This window comes from Virgibacillus sp. MSJ-26 (assembly GCF_018918075.1).
GTDB lineage: Bacteria > Bacillota > Bacilli > Bacillales > Amphibacillaceae > MSJ-26.
The window spans coordinates 151,641-173,000 of record NZ_JAHLPW010000006.1 but is presented as its reverse complement, the minus strand read 5'-3'; the positions used below and the strand labels follow the sequence as shown (position 1 = coordinate 173,000).

At 35.9% G+C, this 21,360-nt stretch carries 19 protein-coding genes; all 19 read left to right on the top strand.

Annotated elements, in window-relative coordinates; genetic code table 11:
* Positions 1-277 precede the first annotated feature (277 nt).
* Positions 278-4,570, top strand: coding sequence for a PolC-type DNA polymerase III (locus tag KQI49_RS07840; protein ID WP_216487817.1), 4,293 nt, complete (start codon positions 278-280; stop codon positions 4,568-4,570).
* A 289-nt stretch (positions 4,571-4,859) separates the two neighbouring features.
* Positions 4,860-5,330 (top strand): ribosome maturation factor RimP, encoded by a 471-nt coding sequence (rimP, locus tag KQI49_RS07835; protein ID WP_216487816.1) that lies wholly within the window; start codon positions 4,860-4,862, stop codon positions 5,328-5,330.
* A 15-nt stretch (positions 5,331-5,345) separates the two neighbouring features.
* Positions 5,346-6,443 carry a transcription termination factor NusA gene (gene nusA, locus KQI49_RS07830; RefSeq protein WP_216487815.1) on the top strand — a complete coding sequence of 366 codons (1,098 nt, stop codon included), beginning with the start codon at positions 5,346-5,348 and terminating at the stop codon, positions 6,441-6,443.
* An 11-nt stretch (positions 6,444-6,454) separates the two neighbouring features.
* Entirely contained in the window at positions 6,455-6,739 is a 285-nt protein-coding gene (gene rnpM, locus KQI49_RS07825) for an RNase P modulator RnpM (RefSeq protein ID WP_216487814.1), read from the top strand.
* The gene (locus KQI49_RS07820; RefSeq protein WP_216487813.1) at positions 6,729-7,028 is read left to right on the top strand and encodes a L7Ae/L30e/S12e/Gadd45 family ribosomal protein; all 300 of its coding nucleotides are present in this window, start codon (positions 6,729-6,731) and stop codon (positions 7,026-7,028) included. The genes rnpM and KQI49_RS07820 overlap by 11 nt, the downstream gene beginning before the upstream one ends.
* Positions 7,029-7,048: 20 nt before the next feature.
* Positions 7,049-9,157, top strand: a complete 2,109-nt coding sequence (infB, locus tag KQI49_RS07815) for a translation initiation factor IF-2 (protein ID WP_216487812.1) — start codon at positions 7,049-7,051, stop codon at positions 9,155-9,157.
* Positions 9,154-9,432 carry a DUF503 domain-containing protein gene (locus KQI49_RS07810; protein WP_216487811.1) on the top strand — a complete coding sequence of 93 codons (279 nt, stop codon included), beginning with the start codon at positions 9,154-9,156 and terminating at the stop codon, positions 9,430-9,432. The genes infB and KQI49_RS07810 overlap by 4 nt, the downstream gene beginning before the upstream one ends.
* 57 nt (positions 9,433-9,489) lie before the next feature.
* On the top strand, positions 9,490-9,828 hold the full coding sequence (rbfA, locus tag KQI49_RS07805) for a 30S ribosome-binding factor RbfA (protein ID WP_216487810.1): 339 nt from the start codon (positions 9,490-9,492) through the stop codon (positions 9,826-9,828).
* Between the two features lie 81 nt (positions 9,829-9,909).
* Positions 9,910-10,809 carry a tRNA pseudouridine(55) synthase TruB gene (gene truB / locus KQI49_RS07800; RefSeq protein ID WP_216487809.1) on the top strand — a complete coding sequence of 300 codons (900 nt, stop codon included), beginning with the start codon at positions 9,910-9,912 and terminating at the stop codon, positions 10,807-10,809.
* A gap of 17 nt (positions 10,810-10,826) precedes the next feature.
* Positions 10,827-11,777, top strand: coding sequence for a bifunctional riboflavin kinase/FAD synthetase (locus KQI49_RS07795; protein WP_216487808.1), 951 nt, complete (start codon positions 10,827-10,829; stop codon positions 11,775-11,777).
* Positions 11,778-11,906: 129 nt separating this feature from the next.
* Positions 11,907-12,176 (top strand): 30S ribosomal protein S15, encoded by a 270-nt coding sequence (rpsO, locus tag KQI49_RS07790; RefSeq protein WP_216487807.1) that lies wholly within the window; start codon positions 11,907-11,909, stop codon positions 12,174-12,176.
* A gap of 214 nt (positions 12,177-12,390) precedes the next feature.
* Positions 12,391-14,508, top strand: coding sequence for a polyribonucleotide nucleotidyltransferase (pnp, locus tag KQI49_RS07785; RefSeq protein ID WP_216487806.1), 2,118 nt, complete (start codon positions 12,391-12,393; stop codon positions 14,506-14,508).
* Between the two features lie 276 nt (positions 14,509-14,784).
* A complete protein-coding gene (locus KQI49_RS07780) occupies positions 14,785-15,735 on the top strand; it encodes a polysaccharide deacetylase family protein (RefSeq protein WP_216487805.1) in 951 nt (316 codons plus the stop codon).
* A gap of 29 nt (positions 15,736-15,764) precedes the next feature.
* Positions 15,765-16,979, top strand: coding sequence for a M16 family metallopeptidase (locus KQI49_RS07775; RefSeq protein WP_216487804.1), 1,215 nt, complete (start codon positions 15,765-15,767; stop codon positions 16,977-16,979).
* Between the two features lie 76 nt (positions 16,980-17,055).
* On the top strand, positions 17,056-17,292 hold the full coding sequence (locus tag KQI49_RS07770) for a YlmC/YmxH family sporulation protein (RefSeq protein WP_216487803.1): 237 nt from the start codon (positions 17,056-17,058) through the stop codon (positions 17,290-17,292).
* Positions 17,293-17,458: 166 nt separating this feature from the next.
* A complete protein-coding gene (gene dpaA, locus KQI49_RS07765) occupies positions 17,459-18,337 on the top strand; it encodes a dipicolinic acid synthetase subunit A (RefSeq protein ID WP_216487802.1) in 879 nt (292 codons plus the stop codon).
* Positions 18,338-18,341: 4 nt separating this feature from the next.
* Positions 18,342-18,947 carry a dipicolinate synthase subunit B gene (locus tag KQI49_RS07760; RefSeq protein ID WP_216487801.1) on the top strand — a complete coding sequence of 202 codons (606 nt, stop codon included), beginning with the start codon at positions 18,342-18,344 and terminating at the stop codon, positions 18,945-18,947.
* A gap of 51 nt (positions 18,948-18,998) precedes the next feature.
* A complete protein-coding gene (asd, locus tag KQI49_RS07755; RefSeq protein ID WP_216487800.1) occupies positions 18,999-20,036 on the top strand; it encodes an aspartate-semialdehyde dehydrogenase in 1,038 nt (345 codons plus the stop codon).
* 55 nt (positions 20,037-20,091) lie between these two features.
* Entirely contained in the window at positions 20,092-21,324 is a 1,233-nt protein-coding gene (dapG, locus tag KQI49_RS07750; RefSeq protein WP_216487799.1) for an aspartate kinase, read from the top strand.
* Positions 21,325-21,360 lie beyond the last annotated feature (36 nt).

The window sequence follows — 21,360 nt, the reverse complement described above, 5'->3', positions numbered from 1 at the left end:
CCGAGGAGGCTCATTAGCCGCTCACGGAAAGTGTAGCGTGTTTCCGTAGCGAAGGGCTAGCAGTCATTTTTGTTCAAAACTAGATAATATTAGATTGAAATTTAGTGAATAGTTTATATTATGTTCCAATTTATGTGATGTACTGTTTGGTGTGGGGACGGTGGTCTGTTTTGTTTATTGGTTGGACAGGAATGATGAAAGCTATATAATAATCTTAATAGATTTAATAATAACGGATATTTTGGTACCTTTCTCATTTTTAGTGGGAGGATTTATGATGGAAATTTCAAAACGAGAAAAAATTAATATCTTACTTGAACAAATACATATGCCAAAGGAATATGTCGATACACACTTTAATGAGAGTTTATTAGAACGTCTGGAAGTGTATAAACAGAGAAAAACTTGGCATTTTCATATTCAGGTGCAAAACATATTACCATTTAATATATATCAACTTTTATTTACTAAATTGGTCGATGCCTTTCAAAAAATTGCCACCGTCGACTTAACGATTTATACAGAAAATAAGCAGAGTGATTCGACAATTGTTTCCGAGTATTGGGGTTCGTTTATCAAGTCTGCAACAGATTTATCTCCAGCCTATAAAGACCTGGTATATAACCAAACTCCACAAGTTGACAACAATAAAATTAAGTTAACAGCTCGAAATGAAGTAGAAGCCAGCGCCTTAAAAAAACGTTTAGAAGATAAATTTAATCATTTCTGTAAAAAAGTTGGTCTAGCATTCTATATTCTTGAAATAGAAGTTAATTCGGAATCATTAAATTTAAAAGAATTTAAAGAGCAGACTGCTAAAGAAGATCAGCAAATTGTTATGCAAACAATGAAAGAAAAAGAAAAACGTGACGAAGAACGCTTGAACGGTGAACAAAATAAACCGTTTGTTCTTGGATACAAGATTCAGGATGAACCCATCCCAATGGAAGAAATCCTAGAAGAAGAGCGCCGAGTCACTGTACAAGGCTATGTATTTTCAGTCGACGTGCGTGAACTTAGGTCTGGACGCAGCTTACTAATTGTGCATGCCACAGATTATACGGATTCTTTTCAACTTAAAATGTTTTCAAAGAATGATGAGGATGCCACTAAATTTAAGCAGTTGAAGAGCGGGATATGGATTAAAGCACGTGGTAGTATCCAGACAGATATGTATACAAATGAGTTAGCAATGATGGCTAATGATATTCATGAAGTGAAAGTGGCATTACGTCAAGATAATATGGAGGAAGATAGAAAAAGGGTAGAACTTCATGCCCACACGACTATGAGTCAATTAGATGCTGTTGTCTCACCTTCAAAATTAATAGAACAAGCTGCAAAATGGGGCCATGAAGCTATAGCCATCACAGACCACGCTGCTGTACAAGGTTTCCCTGATGCACATAATGCTGCAGAGCAGAATAACATTAAAGTGATATACGGAGTGGAAGCTAACTTAGTAGATGATGGTGTTCCGATTGCTTACAATGATTCAGATTTAGAAATGGAATCAGCTACTTATGTTGTATTTGATGTTGAAACAACAGGGTTATCAGCTGTCTATGACACAATTATTGAACTAGCTGGTGTGAAGATTAAGGGTGGCGAAATTATTGACCGTTTTGAGTCATTCGCAAATCCTAATCAGTCTATTTCACAAACTATTAGTGATTTAACTGGTATAACAGATGATATGGTAAAAGACGCGCCCCAAGTAGACGTAGTATTAAAAGATTTCTATGAATGGACAAAAGGTACAACACTTGTTGCTCATAATGCCAGCTTTGATATCGGATTTTTAAACCAAGGATATCAAAGGATATCTTATCCAAAGGTTACCATCCCAGTGATTGATACACTTGAGTTAGCAAGGTATTTATTTCCTCAACTCGGTAATCACCGTTTGAATACATTATGTAAGCATCTTGATATTGAGTTAACCCAGCATCACCGGGCCATTTATGATGCTGAAGCGACAGGCTATCTTTTCTGGAAAATGCTCCAAAACTTATTGGAAAAAGAAATCATAAACCATAATCAACTAAATGATTATATGGGTGAGGGAAATGCTTATCAACGATCTCGTCCTCACCATTGTGTCTTGCTCGCACAAAATGAAAAAGGACTGAAAAACCTTTATAAATTAGTCTCGTACGCGCATGTTAATTATTTTTATCGTGAACCACGAATTCCGAGATCACTACTTCAAAAGCATCGTGATGGTATACTTGTTGGTTCTGCATGTGATAAAGGTGAAGTTTTTGAAACAATGATGCAAAAATCGGTTGAAGAAGCTGAAAATGTAGCGGAGTTTTATGATTATATAGAAATCCAGCCTCCAGCTAATTATACTCATCTTGTTGAAAGAGAACTTGTACAAAACGAGGCGCAATTACTGGATATTATTTCAAAATTGGTTGCCCTTGGTAAAAAATTAAATAAGCGAGTCGTTGCAACCGGTAATTCACATTATATCGATAACCATGAAAAACTTTACCGACAAATATTAATTGCCTCACAAGCAGGTAATCCGCTCAATCGTGTTAACTTACCTGATACACCATTTCGGACAACAACAGAGATGATTGAGTGCTTTAAATTTCTTGGCAAAGAAATTGCTGAAGAGATTGTGATTGATAATTCCCAAGCCATAGCTGAAGAAATTGAAAATATCTCACCTGTAAAAGATGGGTTATTCACACCTACTATAGAAGGTGCAGATCAGGAAATGCGTGATTTGTGTTATAACCATGCTAAAAGTATTTATGGTGATCCTGTACCTAAAATTGTAACGGATCGTTTGGAAAAAGAGCTAGCAAGTATAATAGATAACGGTTTTGCGGTAATATATTTGATTTCTCATAAACTTGTTAAAAAATCATTAAATGATGGATATTTAGTTGGCTCACGTGGCTCTGTCGGTTCATCGCTTGTTGCGACAATGACTGAAATTACAGAAGTCAACCCTCTACCACCACATTATGTTTGTACAAATTGTCATTATAGCAATTTTATTACAGATGGGTCAGTGGGTAGTGGCTTTGACTTACCTGATAAAAATTGTCCTGAGTGTCAACAACCTTTAAAGAAAGATGGACAAGATATTCCGTTTGAAACATTCTTAGGGTTTAAGGGAGACAAAGTACCAGATATCGATTTAAATTTTTCAGGTGATTACCAACCGAGGGCACATAATTATACAAAAGAATTATTTGGGGAAGACTATGTGTATCGTGCAGGTACCATTGGAACAATCGCAGAAAAAACTGCATTCGGTTATGTTAAAGGATTTGCTTCGGATAAACAATTAATCTATAAAAACGCGGAAATTGAACGATTGGTTCAAGGATGTGCAGGAGTGAAAAGAACCACGGGTCAACACCCAGGTGGGATTATCGTTGTACCTAGTGATCGAGATATCTTTGACTTTACTCCAATTCAATACCCGGCAAATGATAAAGAAAGTGAATGGTTGACGACACATTTTGACTTCCATTCCATTGAAGATAATTTGTTAAAGTTAGATATACTTGGACATGATGATCCGACAGTAATTAGAATGCTCGAAGACTTGAGTGGTAAAGATCCAAAAACAATTCCGGTTGATGACGATGAAGTTATGAAGATATTTTCAAATACAGAATCTTTAGGTGTAACCGAACAGCAAATTAACTGTAAAACAGGTACGCTCGGAGTACCTGAATTCGGAACACGCTTTGTTCGTCAAATGCTTGAAGATACCAAGCCAACAACTTTTGCTGAATTAGTTATTATTTCAGGCTTATCCCACGGGACGGATGTATGGTTAGGTAATGCTCAAGAATTAATTAATGATGGGATTTGTGAGCTGCCCGATGTTATCGGGTGTCGTGACGACATCATGGTTTATCTGATGCATAAGGGGCTTGAGGCCTCTTTAGCCTTTAAGATTATGGAGTCGGTCCGTAAAGGAAGAGGCCTGCAGGATGAGTGGATCACAGAAATGAAAAAGCACGATGTTCCTGGATGGTATATCGACTCTTGTAAAAAGATTAAATATATGTTCCCAAAAGCGCATGCTGCAGCTTACGTGCTAATGGCAGTCAGAATAGCTTATTTTAAAGTTCATCATCCTATCCTTTTTTATGCAGCCTACTTCAGTGTGAGGGCTAATGATTTTGAACTTGATACGATGATTAAAGGTTCTAATGCGATAAGACAGCGGATTGATGAAATTATGCAAAAAGGAAATGACGCACCACCGAAAGAAAAAAGTTTGCTTACCGTTTTAGAGGTTACCCTTGAAATGTGTGAAAGAGGTTTTTCATTTAACAAGGTTGACCTTTATAAATCAAGTGCGACCGACTTTCTAGTTGAAGGTAATACTTTAACCCCACCGTTTAACGCAGTGGACGGTCTAGGTACGAATGCAGCATTAAATATTGTTAAAGCACGTGAAGAAGGTGAATTCCTTTCAAAAGAAGATTTGCGTAAAAGAAGTAAAATTTCAAAGACCGTGTTGGAATACTTAGATCAACATGGTTGTTTAGAAGGTATGCCAGAGGAAAATCAATTATCCTTATTTTAGATTTTAAAGTAATAAACTTTATAAGGATTACCCCTAGTGCTTGCATGTGTTTTTTTCTTATGATATATTCTTATTATGAGTGAAGATATGAACGCCAAAAGAGTGGGGAATACCCACTCTTTCTTCATACTTCTGCCGGTTTCCACTAGTCCCTTGCCCTGAATAGTAGGCAAGGGTTTTATATTGATTGAATTTGATTTGAATTTAAGCACATTAAGAGTTAATGAAATCAAGTGTTGTTGACCATAATAAAGAAAATAGCATAGTTTCCAGCCAGGGAGGATGATTCATGATGTCTAATGTTATTCAGACAACAGAAAAACTTGTAGAACCAATCCTTGTAAAACGTGATCTTGAATTAGTAGATGTTGAATATGTCAAAGAAGGACCTAATTGGTTTTTACGTGTCTACATTGACAAAGAAGGTGGTGTGGACATAATGGAGTGTGGTGAAGTTTCAGAAGAATTAAGCGAAGCACTTGATAAAGAAGATCCTATTAAGGGAGCATATTTTTTAGAAGTTTCGTCTCCGGGTGTTGAACGTCCATTGAAGACTAAAAAAGATTTTCAAGAAAGTATAAATAAAAATGTCCATATAAACCTTTATGCGCCAATAAACGGAGAGAAAGAACTTGAAGGAGTATTAAAAGACTTTGTAAACGATGTCGCGACAATCGAGTACAGATTTAAGCATACTACCAAACAGATTGATATTTCATTTAATCAAATTGCAAAAGCACGATTAGCTGTTGCATTATAAAAGGGGGAGAAGACTGTGAGCAATCAATTGTTTGAGGCAATTGAATTTTTGGGAAAAGAAAAAGGAATAGATAAAGATGTACTGCTGGAAGCATTAGAAGCAGCTTTAATTTCAGCATACAAAAAAAACTTTCAATCAGCGACGAATGTAAGAGTTGATTTAGATGAGGAAGAAGGAACGATGCGTGTCTTCGCTCGAAAAACGATAGTGGATGAAGTGGAAGACCATCAGCTGGAAATTTCATTAGACGAAGCTAAAAATATTGATCCAAATTATGAGATTGATGATGTAATCGAGGTCGAAGTCACACCAAAAGATTTTGGCAGGATTGCAGCTCAAGCTGCAAAGCAAGTAGTCACCCAACGCGTTAGAGAGGCAGAGCGCGGAGTTATTTTTAATGAATATGCAGACCGCGAAGATGATGTGATGACAGGTATTATTCAAAGGAAAGATAACCGTTTTGTTTATATTAATTTAGGTAAAATAGAAGCCAAACTAGCTGAGTCAGAGCAAATGCCTACTGAAGAATATCATGTCCATGATCGACTAAAAGTTTATGTTACTAAAGTTGAAAACACTAATAAGGGACCTCAAATTTTCATTTCCAGATCACATCCTGGACTCTTAAAGAGATTATTCGAAATGGAAGTCCCAGAAATTTTTGAAGGTATAGTGGAGATTAAATCCGTTGCTAGAGAAGCGGGTGACAGGTCAAAAATTTCTGTTGCCGCAATCGATCCTGACATTGATCCGGTAGGTTCATGTGTTGGGCAAAAAGGACAGCGAGTGCAAGCCATTGTTGATGAGCTAAAAGGTGAAAAAATAGACATTGTTGAGTGGTCAGAAGATCCAGTAGTTTATGTTTCAAACGCTTTAAGTCCGTCAAAAGTTGTTGATGTCCTAGTAGATGAGGAGGATAAAGCTACAACTGTTATTGTCCCTGACTACCAATTATCTCTTGCGATTGGAAAAAGAGGTCAAAATGCAAGATTGGCAGCTAAATTAACTGGGTGGAAAATCGATATCAAAAGTGAAACAGATGCAAGAGAAGAAGGACTACTAGATGATTCTAGCGCTTATTCTGACATTGTAGATGATAACTTGTTTGAATAAAGGGGATTTATATGGTTCAAAAAAGAAAAGTACCTTATAGGAAATGTGTCATTACCGGTCAAATGAAGCCTAAAAAAGAATTGATACGTGTTGTAAGAAATAAAGAAGGCGATGTATTCGTTGATCCTACAGGTAAAAAAAATGGTCGAGGAGCTTACCTCTCCATGGATCTAGATACAATCAATAAAGCTGAAGAGTCTGAAGCATTAAATAGACAATTAAATGCTAAAGTAGATGCAAGTGTCTTTGAAGATTTACGGGAATTACTAAAGGAAAATCAAGTCGATGAAGGGTAATTATCTAAATATATTAGGATTAGCTTTTCGTGCAGGCCAATGCGTGTTAAGAGAAGAAGCAATTGTTCATGCTATACAAGTGAAAAGTGCTAAATTGGTTCTTATTGCTAGTGATATTGGTCCGCAAACAAAAAAGAAATTAATGGATAAAAGCAAAACATATGAAGTACCAATCATTAATGTAGATGACCGTGAAACATTAGGTCATGCTATCGGAAAACCACAGAGAGTAGCCATTGCTATTTTGGATACCGGATTTGCCCACAAAATCCAATCGTTACTCGTGTAACTAACTTCGGGGGTGAACGTATGAGTAAAATGCGTGTATATGAATATGCAAAACAAAAGAATATGTCAAGTAAAGAAGTGATTAATCTATTACAACAAATAGATGTGGATGTTTCCAATCACATGGCAACCATTACATCAAATGTGATTAAGCAACTTGATGAGAAAATTGATGGTGGCAAGAAGAAAGAAACGTCTTCTAAACCCAACCAAACAAATAAAAATCATAAAACAAAAGAAGGTAGTAAGGAAAGATCCAGACCTTCAAAACAAAATGTTAAGAACAAAAAAAATAAAAATCAAAATAAATCTCAACAAAAAACTAGAAACAATAAGCAAAATCAAAAAGAGGTCAGAAAAACATCTAAGAGTGAAACACCAAAAGAAATAAAATATCATGGTACTTTAACCGTTGATGAATTATCTGGAAAACTTAATGTTGATACAAGTGAGATTATCAAAAAACTTATGTTTTTAGGCGTAATGGCTACTAAAAACCAAGATCTGGATGATGATGCCATTGAATTGATTTGTTCAGAATACGGAGTAGAAGCAGAAAAAGAAGTTATTTTGGAAGACACCGATTTGTTTAAATATAAAGAAGAAGACGCTGAAGAAGATTTAGTTGAACGCCCTGCAGTTGTTACTATAATGGGTCATGTTGACCATGGTAAAACAACGTTGCTAGATGCGATACGTCACACGAAAGTGACAGAGGGTGAAGCTGGTGGAATAACGCAACATATCGGTGCTTATCAAGTTGAGAATGATGGCAAGAAAGTTACGTTCTTAGATACACCAGGTCACGCCGCTTTCACAAGTATGCGTTCGCGCGGAGCTGAAGTTACAGATATTGCAGTACTAGTTGTTGCAGCAGATGATGGGGTTATGCCACAAACTGTTGAAGCTATTAGCCATGCTAAAGCTGCTGAAGTGCCGATTATTGTCGCTGTAAATAAAATGGATAAAGAAACAGCTAATCCTGAACGTGTGATGCAAGAATTAACAGAACATGAATTGATTGCAGAGGACTGGGGCGGAGATACAATCTTTGTTAATCTATCTGCTATTAAGCGAGAAGGCATCGATGACTTGTTAGAAATGATCTTACTTGTTGCAGAAGTAGAAGAATTGAAGGCAAATCCTGATACATTTGCCTTTGGTACTGTTATTGAAGCACAACTGGATAAAGGTAAAGGATCTGTCGCTTCTTTACTTGTCCAAAATGGAACATTACATGTGGGTGATTCTATTGTCGTAGGAAACACCTTTGGACGTGTGAGAGCAATGGTAAGTGATCTTGGGTCACGTATCAAGAGTGCTGGTCCATCAACGCCAGTGGAAATAACTGGATTGAATGATGTTCCACAAGCTGGGGATCAATTTCTTGTATTTGAAGATGAGAAAAAAGCTCGTCAAATTGGTGAAGCTAGGCAACAAAAACACATCCAGGAATCTCGCAGCCAAGACACTAAAGTAAGCCTTGATGACTTATTCGAACAAATTAAACAAGGCGATATGAAAGAAATAAATATTATTATTAAAGCGGATGTGCAAGGTTCTGCTGAAGCATTAGCTTCATCTCTTCAAAAAATTGAAGTTGAAGGCGTTAAAATAAAAATTATTCATAGTGGAGTTGGAGCAATTAAAGAATCCGACATTATTTTAGCCTCTGCTTCGAATGCTATTATTATAGGTTTCAACGTCAGACCAGATGCTAATGCTCAAAAAGCAGCAGAAGATGAAAAAGTAGACATTCGCTTACACCGTGTGATTTACAAAGCAATTGAAGAAATAGAAGCAGCCATGAAGGGATTACTTGATCCTGAATATGAAGAAAAAGTAATTGGTCAAGCTGAAGTAAGAGAAACATTTAAAGTTTCTCGAATCGGAACCATTGCCGGTTGTTATGTCACTGATGGGAAAATCACGCGTGATTCAGGAATAAGGCTTGTCCGTGATAGTGTTGTTCAATTTGAAGGCGAGATTCAAGATTTAAAACGGTTTAAAGATGACGTTCGTGAAGTTGCTCAGAACTATGAGTGCGGTATAACAATCAAAAATTACAATAATATAAAAGAAGGCGATATTATAGAAGCCTTCATTATGGAGGAAATTGAGCGTACATGATTCAATATGCTGAAGTGGAGTGTATGATTTATGATGGCCATTCTATAAAAGATAAGCGCTCATCGATTAAAAGCATTAAAGCAAAGCTGCGCAATCAATTAAATGTTTCCGTTGCCGAACTGGACTACCATGATTTATGGCAAAGAACTAAGCTTGGCATTGTCACTATTTCAAATGATCGTCTTCATGCTGAAAAGGTTATCCAAGAAGCTTTACGCATCATAGACACTTATCCAGAATTAGAGCGAACACTTACAGATGTTGCTAGGTTATGAGGCGAATGATAATTTAAATTGAATTGCCTATTTCGATTGATAAAAGAGGTGATTTAGATGAATTTACGAGCAAATAGAGTAGCTGAAGAAATCAAAAAAGAATTAGGCGAGATTCTAACTGTAAAACTTAAAGATCCAAGAGTAGGTTTTGTCACTGTAACAGATGTTGAGGTAACTGGCGATTTGCAACAGGCAAAAGTATTTATCTCAGTACTTGGTGACAAAGAAAAGAAGAATGAAACATTGCAAGGGTTGGCTAAAGCAAAGGGATTCATTCGAACAGAAATTGGTAAGCGAATCCGTCTTAGAAAAACACCCGAAATATCATTTGAATATGACGAAGCTTTAGAATATGGTAACCGAATTGAAACGATACTAAGAGATTTAAAAGAGTAATGGAAATTAACTGCTGACTCATTTAAAATAATAAATGAGTCAGCTTTTTGTTAGAAAAATGAAAAATTGGAGGTTAATATAGTGGATGGAATCTTACCATTATGGAAACCAAAAGGCCTGACTTCACATGACTGTGTGGCTAAAACGAGAAGATTATTCAATATGAAGAAGGTAGGTCATACAGGGACACTCGACCCTGCTGTTGAGGGTGTTCTTCCCATTTGTCTTGGTCAAGCTACAAAAATCGTGCCATTCTTAATGGACACAACAAAAACATATATTGCAGAAATTAAATTAGGGAGTGCTACTGAAACTGAAGATGCTGAAGGTCGCATCATTGAGGAGAAGCGAATTAAGGGCCCTTTATTGAATGAGACAATTGACACTACGTTGGCATCTTTTAAAGGAAAAATAACACAAATACCTCCGATGTACTCTGCTGTAAAAGTAAAAGGTAAGAAACTATATGAGTACGCAAGAAATCACGAAGAGGTTGAGAGGCCAAAACGTCAAGTCACAATTTTTGATATAATACGTTTAGAGTCAGATAATAATGATGATAGTCTTATAAAAATAAAAGTAGTTTGTTCCAAGGGGACATACATTCGTACATTATGTGTAGAAATAGGTAGAACTCTTGGTTATCCATCTCATATGTATAGCCTCATTCGTGAGGAAACAGGTTCTATCAGTAAAAAAGATACTGTTACTTTTGGGGAAATTGAAGAAGCGATTCAAAAAGGTGAAAAGAATGAATTACTTTTGCCGATGACAAGTGGATTAACTCATTTAGATCGCTTTTATGTTGACTTTGAAACAAAAAAAAGAGTTGAGTATGGTCAAAAGTTACCCAAACCTGACCAGGAAATTAAGACAAACCCTTTTGCCGTTATATATCAAGATCATTTATTAGCTATTTATGAGAATCATCCTGAACATATAAACCAAATAAAACCTGTTCGTGTATTTAATAGTAATTAATAGTGTAGGTGAAAAATATGAAAACGATCAAGTTAACACATCCGCATACAATGAATATTAAAGAATTACCTGAAACTGTGACTGCCATTGGATTTTTTGATGGAATACATAAAGGGCATCAACAAGTGATTGATACGGCAGTCAATATTGCGAAAGAAAAGGGAATGAAAAGCGCGGTAATTACTTTTCACCCTCATCCCTCAGTCGTTTTAAGTAAAGGGAAGAAAAAAGTTAATTATATTACACCGCTTAAAGAAAAAGAATCAATCTTACAAAATATGCAAGTCGATCGACTATATATTATTGAATTTAATGAAAAACTAGCTGCACTTTCACCCCAGAAATTTATTGATCAATTTATTATTGGCTTAAATATTAAGCATGTTGTTGCTGGTTTTGACTTTACTTATGGCCACAAGGGTCAAGGAAATATGACAACAATAAAAGATCAAACAAGAGATGAGTTTACCTTTACAACTATTGAGAAGGTACAAATGAATGGTGAAAAAGTTAGTTCAACTTTGATTAGAGGATTACTTAAGAAAGGCAACATTGAACAGGTAAACCTTTTACTTGGTAGACCGCTCTCTATTTACGGAAAAGTAATTGAAGGAGCGAAACGGGGAAAATCGCTAGGTTATCCAACTGCTAATCTAGCCGTGGACGAACAAGCTTTACTTCCTAAGCCGGGAATATACGCAGTTAAAATCAGTTATAAAAATGAACAATATCATGGAATGGCGAGTCTTGGAACTAATCCAACGTTCACAGATAGCCACAATCTATCTTTAGAAGTAAATATATTAGATTTTAATGATAATTTATATGGTGAAGAGTTAAAAATGGAATGGTATAAATTTATACGTGAAGAAGAAAAATATTCAAATGTGGACAAGCTTATAGAACAAATTAAAGAAGATGAAGAAATTATTAGGCAGGTCCTTGATAACAAAGATATTTTGTATTAATTATCACTTGCATTTTAGGCTTAAAAGATGTATTCTATACAATGTAAAACCTTCGCTTGGCAAAATGTAAACTCCGACGTTTGCTAGGGGAACGGGGTTATAAAATTTTAATAAATGGAGGTGAACCACATGGCTATGACTAAAGAACGTAAGGCTGAGATTATTAACGAATTTAAAGTACATGAAAATGATACTGGTTCTCCAGAGGTGCAAATTGCTGTTCTTACTGAAGAAATCACTCGTTTAAACGAACATTTACGTGTTCATAAAAAAGATCATCATTCACGCCGTGGTTTATTCAAGATGGTTGGACAACGTCGAAACTTGCTTAACTATCTTCGTAAAAAAGATGTTACACGTTATCGTGATCTAATTGGAAAATTGGGTCTACGTCGATAAACTTTAAAAAAAGCAGGAGAAATCCTGCTTTTTTTATAATTCAATAATGTTTAAAAGAGATTATATCCTGTCTTTAGAATTAAATAGCGGTATATTAAAATACTAAGTAAAGATGTAGAATCTTTTCTTAACAGTTTTCTACATAAAATTTACAATGGGATGTAAAACAGATAAAATGATATATAGAACGCATTGAAAGGAGTTTTACTTGAATATGTCAGAGAATAAAAAAGTATTTTCTACTGAAATTGCTGGAAATAAGTTCAGCGTTGAGGTAGGGGAATTAGCTAAACAAGCAAATGGCGCTTGTATGATTCAATATGGAGATACATCCGTATTAGCAACAGCGACAGCTTCTAAAGAACCAAAAGATTTGCCGTTCTTTCCATTAACGGTCAACTATGAAGAAAGATTGTATGCAGTAGGAAAGATTCCTGGTGGGTTTATTAAACGTGAAGGAAGACCTAGTGAGAAAGCCATCTTGTCATCTCGTTTAATTGATAGACCAATTCGTCCGTTATTTCCCGATGGATTTCGAAATGAAGTACAAGTCATCAGCACTGTTATGAGTGTTGATCAGAATTGTTCATCTGAGATTGCTGCTATGATTGGAGCGTCCATTGCATTATGCATTTCAGATATTCCATTTCTAGAACCGATTGCAGGTGTGCATGTTGGACGAGTCAATGGTGAATTTATTATTAATCCCACCACTGAGCAAGAAGAACAAAGTGATTTAGATCTTACAGTGGCAGGTACAAAAGATGCCATTAACATGGTTGAAGCAGGAGCTAATGAGGTCTCAGAAGACGTCATGTTAGATGCAATTATGTTTGGTCATGAAGAAGTGAAACGCCTTGTTGAATTCCAAGAAGAAATTATAAAAGCACATGCCGTAGAGAAAATTGAGCCTGTTTTAATTGAAGAAGATGAGCAGTTAGCCGAAAAGATTGAAGCGGAAGCAAAAGAAAATCTTTTGGCAGCCATTCAAGTAAAAGAGAAACATGCTAGAGAAGACGCTATGGAAAAGGTAAAAGAAGAAATTGTGTCTGAGTATGAAGATGAAGAAGAAGAGACAATCAAGCAAGTAAAAGCCATTCTTGATCGTCTTACCAAGGAAGAAGTCCGTCGTCTAATTACTGCTGAAAAGATTCGACCAGATGGACGTGGACCTGACGAAATTCGCCCATTGACCTCAAGAGTAGGCATTCTCCCTAGAACACATGGTTCCGGCTTATTTACACGCGGTCAAACTCAAGCGTTGAGCGTTTGTACATTAGGTGCCTTAGGGGATGTTCAGATATTAGATGGCTTAGATCTTGAAGAGTCTAAAAGATTTATGCACCATTATAATTTCCCTCACTTCAGTGTCGGTGAAACAGGACCGATTCGTGGACCAGGACGTCGTGAAATTGGACATGGAGCACTCGGAGAACGTGCCTTGGAACCCATTATACCATCAGAAAATGAATTTCCTTACACCATTCGTCTTGTATCTGAAGTGCTTGAGTCAAATGGATCTTCCTCACAGGCAAGTATATGCGGAAGTACATTAGCATTAATGGATGCAGGTGTGCCAATAAAAGCACCGGTTGCCGGAATTGCTATGGGACTTGTTAAAACAGGAGATGATTATTCTATTCTCTCTGACATCCAAGGTATGGAAGACGCACTTGGTGATATGGACTTTAAGGTAGCGGGTACGTCTGAAGGTATTACTGCTTTGCAAATGGATATTAAAATTGAAGGTTTATCAAAAGAAATACTTCAAGAAGCAATGACCCAAGCTAAAAAAGGTCGTATGCATATTCTAAATTCAATGCTTGAAACAATTAATGAACCTAAAAACGAACTTTCTCCATTTGCGCCAAAAATCCTTACAATGAAGATTAATCCTGATAAAATTCGCGATGTAATTGGTCCAAGTGGAAAACAAATCAATAAAATTATTGATGAAACTGGTGTAAAAATCGATATTGAGCAAGACGGTAGTGTTTATATATCTTCCACTGATTCCGAAATGAATGATAAAGCAAAACAAATTATAGAAGATCTCGTTCGTGAAGTGGAAGTAGGAGAAATTTATTTAGGAACTGTCAAACGAATTGAGAAGTTCGGCGCATTTGTTGAGTTATTTAAGGGTAAAGATGGTTTAGTTCATATCTCACAATTAGCCGAAGAGCGGGTTAATAAAGTTGAAGATGTTGTTTCAATTGGGGACAAGATCATGGTTAAGGTGAGAGAAATCGATAACCAAGGCCGAGTCAACTTATCACGTAAAGCAGTTCTAAAAGAAGAAAAAGCTAATAAAGAAAAGCAAAAAGGTAAATAACTAATAAGAAGCTGGAACCCCAGTTTCTTTTTATTTTGCCAAATTGTTTAAATTCAAGATCAACTTTCCATGTAGCCAACTCATATATATTTTTTAATCAAAAATGACACAACACATAGTCTTCTTTAACGTCACATATTACATAAACTGTGCGGTACCTGAACGTAAGAAGCTGGCTATATATAAAGCTGGTAGGGGTATTAAATTTAATTTTAGATAACAATTACATATCTTGTCCTTTTAATTCATATTAATGGATTATTAGGGGGGATATGGATGCGTCGCTATCAGAATATCATTAGTCTTTTGGTCTTTATTATTTTAATTGGTTTATCTTTTAACTCTCTGCAGAATCCATTTGTAATGAATCATATTGAAACATTTTCATTTGTAGACGTTTCAAAAACAGAAAGTAGTTTATATAAAGAAATTCAGGATAAGAGTAAAGTATATAATGAAAAACCTGATGATGCATATATTGATAAAGTATGGAAGAAAACGCCTGGTCGAAATGGGGTAACAATCGATATAGAAAAATCATATGAGCAAATGAAAGAGGATGGAGATTTTGATGAATCTTTGCTTGCTTATAAAGAAATACCTCCAAATGTATCATTAAATGATTTGTCCGCCGCTCCAATATACAGAGGACATCCTAAGAAAGAGATGGCGGCCTTTTTAATCAATGTTTCATGGGGTACCGAATATATTCCCGATATACTAACAGTATTAAAAGAAAAAAACATTAAAGCAACTTTTTTTATTGAAGGTAAATGGGCGAAGGAAAATGCCGAGCACGTCCAAATGATCTATGAAGAAGGACATGTCATTGGAAATCATGCTTATAGTCATCCTGATATGGCCAGACTTTCAAATCAAGACATATTAGATGAAATCAATCAAACAAATGATGTAATTGAGGCAATTATTGAAGAAGAACCAACATGGTTTGCCCCACCTAGTGGTAGTTTTTCTGATCACGTTGTAGATATTGCGGATAATCTAAACATGGAAACTATTTTATGGACTGTTGATACAATCGATTGGAAGAATCCATCTACTTCTGTTATGATTAACCGAGTCATGGATAAGATCCATCCAGGTGCCACAATTCTTATGCATCCAACAGCATCAATAGCTAATGGACTTGGACCTTTGATTGAAGAAATAGAATCTGAAGGATATGAACTAGGGACAATAGAAAATCTTTTAAGTGAAAAAAGATAGTAAACGTTAAAAGCGAAAGGAGCTTTTCATTGATTCAAAAACATACATGCAAAAATGGTGTCCGCACCGTGTTAGAAAATATACCTACTGTCAGATCCGTAACCATAGGTATCTGGGTTTTAGCAGGTTCGAGAAATGAAACGAAACAAACTAATGGTATTTCTCATTTTTTGGAACATATGTTTTTTAAGGGGACAAAAACGAGAACAGCGCAAGATATAGCTGAGGCTTTTGATTCTATTGGCGGTCAAGTCAATGCTTTCACGTCAAAAGAATATACATGCTACTATGCAAGAGTCCTTGATAGTCATAAGGAATATGCTTTAGACATCCTAGCCGATATGTTTTTTAATTCTAAGTTTGATGAAGAAGAGATGGCAAGAGAAAAGAAAGTTATTTTGGAGGAAATAAAAATGTCTGAAGATACTCCAGATGACATCATTCATGATTTATTGGCGAATGCCGCCTATGACGGGCACCCATTAGGTTACCCTATTCTGGGGACAGAAGAACATTTGAATAGTTTTACAAGTGACTCATTAAGAAACTATATTAGAGAAAAATATGTTCCTGAAAATATTGTCATATCTGTTGCAGGAAACGTAGATGAAGCCTTTATTAGCAAGGTGGAAGAACATTTTGGCTCTTTTGAATCTGAGGCTAGTCCGACACACTTACTCATACCTGATTTTCATTCGAAATCAGTGCGACGACAAAAGGATACTGAGCAGGCTCATCTATGTATGGGCTATCCAGGTTTACCAGTCGGTGATGAACAAGTTTATAGCTTAATATTAATGAATAATGTGCTTGGAGGAAGTATGAGTTCAAGATTATTTCAGGAGGTTAGAGAAAATAGAGGTCTCGCCTATTCTGTATTTTCCTACCATTCTTCATTCCTTGACAGTGGCATGCTTACGATTTACGCAGGAACAGGAAAAGATCAATTGTCAGAACTACAAGATACTATTCAAACGACGATACAGAACCTAATAAGGGATGGTCTGAAGGATAAGGAAATACGTAATAGCAAAGAACAAATGAAAGGGAATCTTACGTTAAGTTTAGAAAGTACAAACAGTAGAATGAGTCGAAACGGTCGTAATGAATTGTTATTAAAAAGACATCGCTCCCTTGATGAACTTATTAACGAAATTGACAAAGTCAACCATCAATCAATTCAAGAAATTATTGATAGAACATTTAAAGAGTCTCCCTCTGTCGCATTAATAGCGCCAAATTGAAAAGACTTATGTAAGAACATAGGTCTTTTTTTTATGCATATAAATGAAGTATAGACAAAACTATGGAGGGATACCCATGCGATATAAAGATATTAGTGGAAAAGAAATCGTTAATATTAACCATGGAAAACGTTTAGGCATCCTTGGACAGACAGATTTAGAGATAGATAAAACAACAGGTAATATCCAATCGTTTATCATTCCGAGTTATAAATGGTTCGGCTTTAAAAAGGAAAATGAAGAAACGAGGATTTATTGGGAATCAATTAAAAAAATTGGTGAAGATATGATTATGATTGAATCAGATGATTAAATCGTATAAGCAATTTATTAGCTGATATCTTTTTAAGATATCGGCTTTTTTAATCCTTTTAATCGCATAGAAATTTAATCACCTTTAAGATACCTATCCCATAAGCTATAAGGGAAATTAAAATAATAATTAATATTTTCAGATAGGCTTTGGAGGTATAAGAGACATGAGCCAACTAATAGCGGTAATTGGAGGAGATGCTAGGTATCTAGAACTTATCCGACAACTACGTAAATTATCAAAAATGGAAACAATCCTTGTAGGTTATGATAAATTAGAGCAAGGTTTTACAGAGGTAAAACAAATGAATTTTTTTGATTTAGAACCAAGCGAATTAGACATTGTTATCCTTCCAATCACGGGAACAGATCATCATGGCAACGTAGAAGTTATCTTTTCAAATCAAGTTATTACTTTAACAGAGAAGTGGTTTTCTGAGTTGAAAAAGTCAACACTGGTATTTACTGGTATGATGAATGATTATCTGAAAAATGTGACAGAAAAACATAATGTCAAATTGATTCCGTTACTTGAGAGAGATGATGTCGCTATTTATAACTCAATTCCTACTGCGGAAGGAACCATTATGATGGCTATGAGACATACAGATTATACGATTCACTCATCCCGTGTGATTGTTGCAGGGTTCGGAAGAGTTGGTCATACAGTTGCTAATAAATTTTCAGCTTTAGGTGCAAAAGTTTCAGTTGCTGCAAGTAGTATTTATGACTTGGCACGTATTACCGAGATGGGACTGACTGCCATACCACTTGATCGATTGAGTCAGCATACTGAAAAATGTGATGTATTAATTAATACAATTCCCGCAAAGGTGATAAATAAAGATTCAATCCAACAACTTCCCTCTCACGCTTTAATATTTGACCTTGCTTCTATCCCAGGAGGAACAGATTTTGAATATGCTGAACAGCGAGGAATCAAAGCAATCCTGGCTAAAAGCCTTCCAGGAGTTGTAGCACCTAAAACAGCGGGGAAAATTTTGGCAGATGTCATTAAACAAATTATATCTGAAAGAAAGGGGTAAGGTGATGACTTTAGAAGGTAAAAGGGTTGGATTTGGATTAACCGGTTCCCATTCAACTTACAGTAAGGTATTTCCGCAAATAGAGAAATTAGTGAAGATGAAAGCAGATGTTGTTCCAATTGTATCTTATACTGTTAAAAATATCGATACAAAATTTGGGAAGGCAAAAGATCATATTGATAAAATTGAGCGAATCACTGGGAAATCAGTCATTTCTACGATTCCTGAAGCAGAACCACTAGGGCCCAAAGAGCCACTTGATATAATGATTTTAGCACCATTAACTGGCCATTCATTAAGTAAATTTGCTAATGGTTTGACAGATTCCGCCCCACTAATGGCAGCTAAATCAACCCTTCGTAATCAAAATCCTGTTGTAGCTGGTATTTCTACTAACGACGCACTTGGCTTAAATGGAGAAAACCTGATGAAACTGTTAGCTAGTAAACTAATATATTTCATACCTTTTGGTCAGGACGCTCCACATAGTAAGCCAAATTCACTTGTTTCCAAAATGGATTATTTAACTCAAACGGTGGACTCGGCGTTAAATTTCACACAATTACAACCAATTATTATCCCATTTCATGATGATAATGTGTTAGAATAAAAAGTTAGTAGATAAAAAATCTTATTTATTGTTTGGGAAGGGAGTAAAAAAATGAATTCAAAAGCAACCTATAATGTTGCAATTGTGGGAGCAACTGGCGCAGTTGGTCAAACTATAACTAAAATACTTGAGGATAGGAACTTTCCCATTGATACTCTAAAGCTTCTGTCCTCATCAAGGTCTGCAGGTAAAAAGGTGAAATTTAAAGATCAAGAAATAACCATCGAAGAGGCGACAACTGAAAGTTTTAATGGAATTGATATAGCTTTATTTTCAGCCGGAGGATCAATAAGTGAAAAACTTGCCTCATCTGCTGTTGAAAGTGGCGCTGTTGTCGTTGATAACACTAGTGCTTTTCGTATGGATGAAAAAGTGCCACTAATTGTACCAGAAGTGAATCCTGAGGATATAGAGCAACATGAAGGGATTATTGCTAACCCTAATTGTTCAACTATACAAATGGTGGCGGCTTTAAAGCCTATTCAAGAAGCATTTGGTCTTTCTCGAGTCATTGTTTCAACTTACCAAGCCGTATCCGGTGCAGGAGCTGAAGCTTGCGATGAACTAAAAGAACAATCAAAAGATTATCTGGATAATAAGAATTTGGGAGCTAACTTATTACCAGTGAAAGGGGACAAAAAGCATTATCCAATTGCATTTAACGCATTACCCCAAATTGATATGTTCGATGAAAGTGGATACACGTTGGAAGAGTTAAAAATGGTGAACGAAACCAAGAAAATTATGCATGCTCCAGATTTATCCGTTGCAGCTACTTGTGTTAGATTGCCATTTTTCACATCACATGCAGAAAGTATCTATATTGAAGTTGAAGATGATAGTTTAGAAGTATCAGATATTTGGAATGTACTAAAAGAAGCTCAAGGAGTCATTTTAGAAGATGATCCTGAAAATCAGATTTATCCTACGCCTTTATCTGCTGCAAATAAAGATGAAGTATTTGTGGGGAGAGTTAGAAAAGACTTAGACCGACCTAATGGATTTCACTTTTGGGTTGTAGCAGATAACTTGATAAAAGGTGCTGCTTTAAACACAGTACAAATTGCTGAACATATTATTAAAAAGTAACCAACTATAATATAATAAAATATAAATGATAAAAATTACAAACAGAGGTGTAATTGTGCAAATCATTGTTCAAAAGTTTGGTGGAACATCGGTCAAATCAAAAGAAAATCGTGAGCACGTTATTAACCACATTAAAGATGCTTTAGAAAAAGAATATAAATTAGTTATTGTGGTATCTGCATTGGGACGAAAACCCGATCCATACTCCACAGATGCATTATTAGAAATGGTTAATTTTCCCGCTAGCAATAGTTCGAATAGAGAATTGGACTTATTATTGTCATGTGGTGAAACTATAGCTTCAGTTGTCTTGTCCAATGAACTAAAAGAAAATCATGTTAACGCCACTGCCTTAACAGGGGCACAAGCAGGAATAGTAACAAATAGTAATTTTAACCAAGCTAAAATTAAGCAAGTTAAGCCTAAACGAATTTTGAAAGAGTTAGAAAATCATGATGTTGTGGTGGTAGCTGGTTTCCAAGGTGCTACAGAAGATGGAGAAATAACAACAATTGGTCGTGGTGGCAGTGATACCACTGCAGCAGCTCTTGGTGCAGCGGTTAATGCTGAGAGAATTGAAATTTTCACAGATGTTAATGGAATTATGACGGCTGACCCACGTGTTGTAAAGAGTGCTCATCAGTTGGATGTCGTCACCTATACTGAAATTTGTAATCTTGCCTATCAAGGAGCGAAAGTTGTGCATCCTCGTGCAGTTGAAATGGCAATGCAAGCTGAAATTCCAATGCGTGTGAGGTCAACTTATACGAAAGATGAAGGTACATTAGTGACTGCTTCTAGAGTTCATGAACTTGGAATGGATGTTTCAGATCGATTAATTACAGGAATTGCCCATTTAACATCTATTTCACAGATTAAAATTTACACAGAAGATCAGACTCATCAATTACAGGCGGATATTTTCAAAGCGATGGCTGATGCTGGAATATCTGTTGACTTTATTAATATATCACCAAATGAAGTGATATATACGGTTCCGAATAATTTGACAGAGAAAACTATCAGTGTCTTAAACGAATTAGACCTTCATCCTGAAGTAATGAAAAATTGTGCGAAAGTATCTGCTGTAGGAGCTGGTATGACAGGCATGCCAGGAGTTGCGGCTCGTATCGTTGGATCTTTAACAGCTAAGGGCGTAAAAATACTGCAATCTGCCGATAGTAATACGACGATATGGGTCCTTGTGCATGAAAGAGATTTGAATAAAACTGTTAATGCCTTACATGATGTATTTGAACTTAGCAATGGCATAAAATCCTTTCAATAAGTAAAGATGACGGGAATTCGTCCAAATAAAATCATG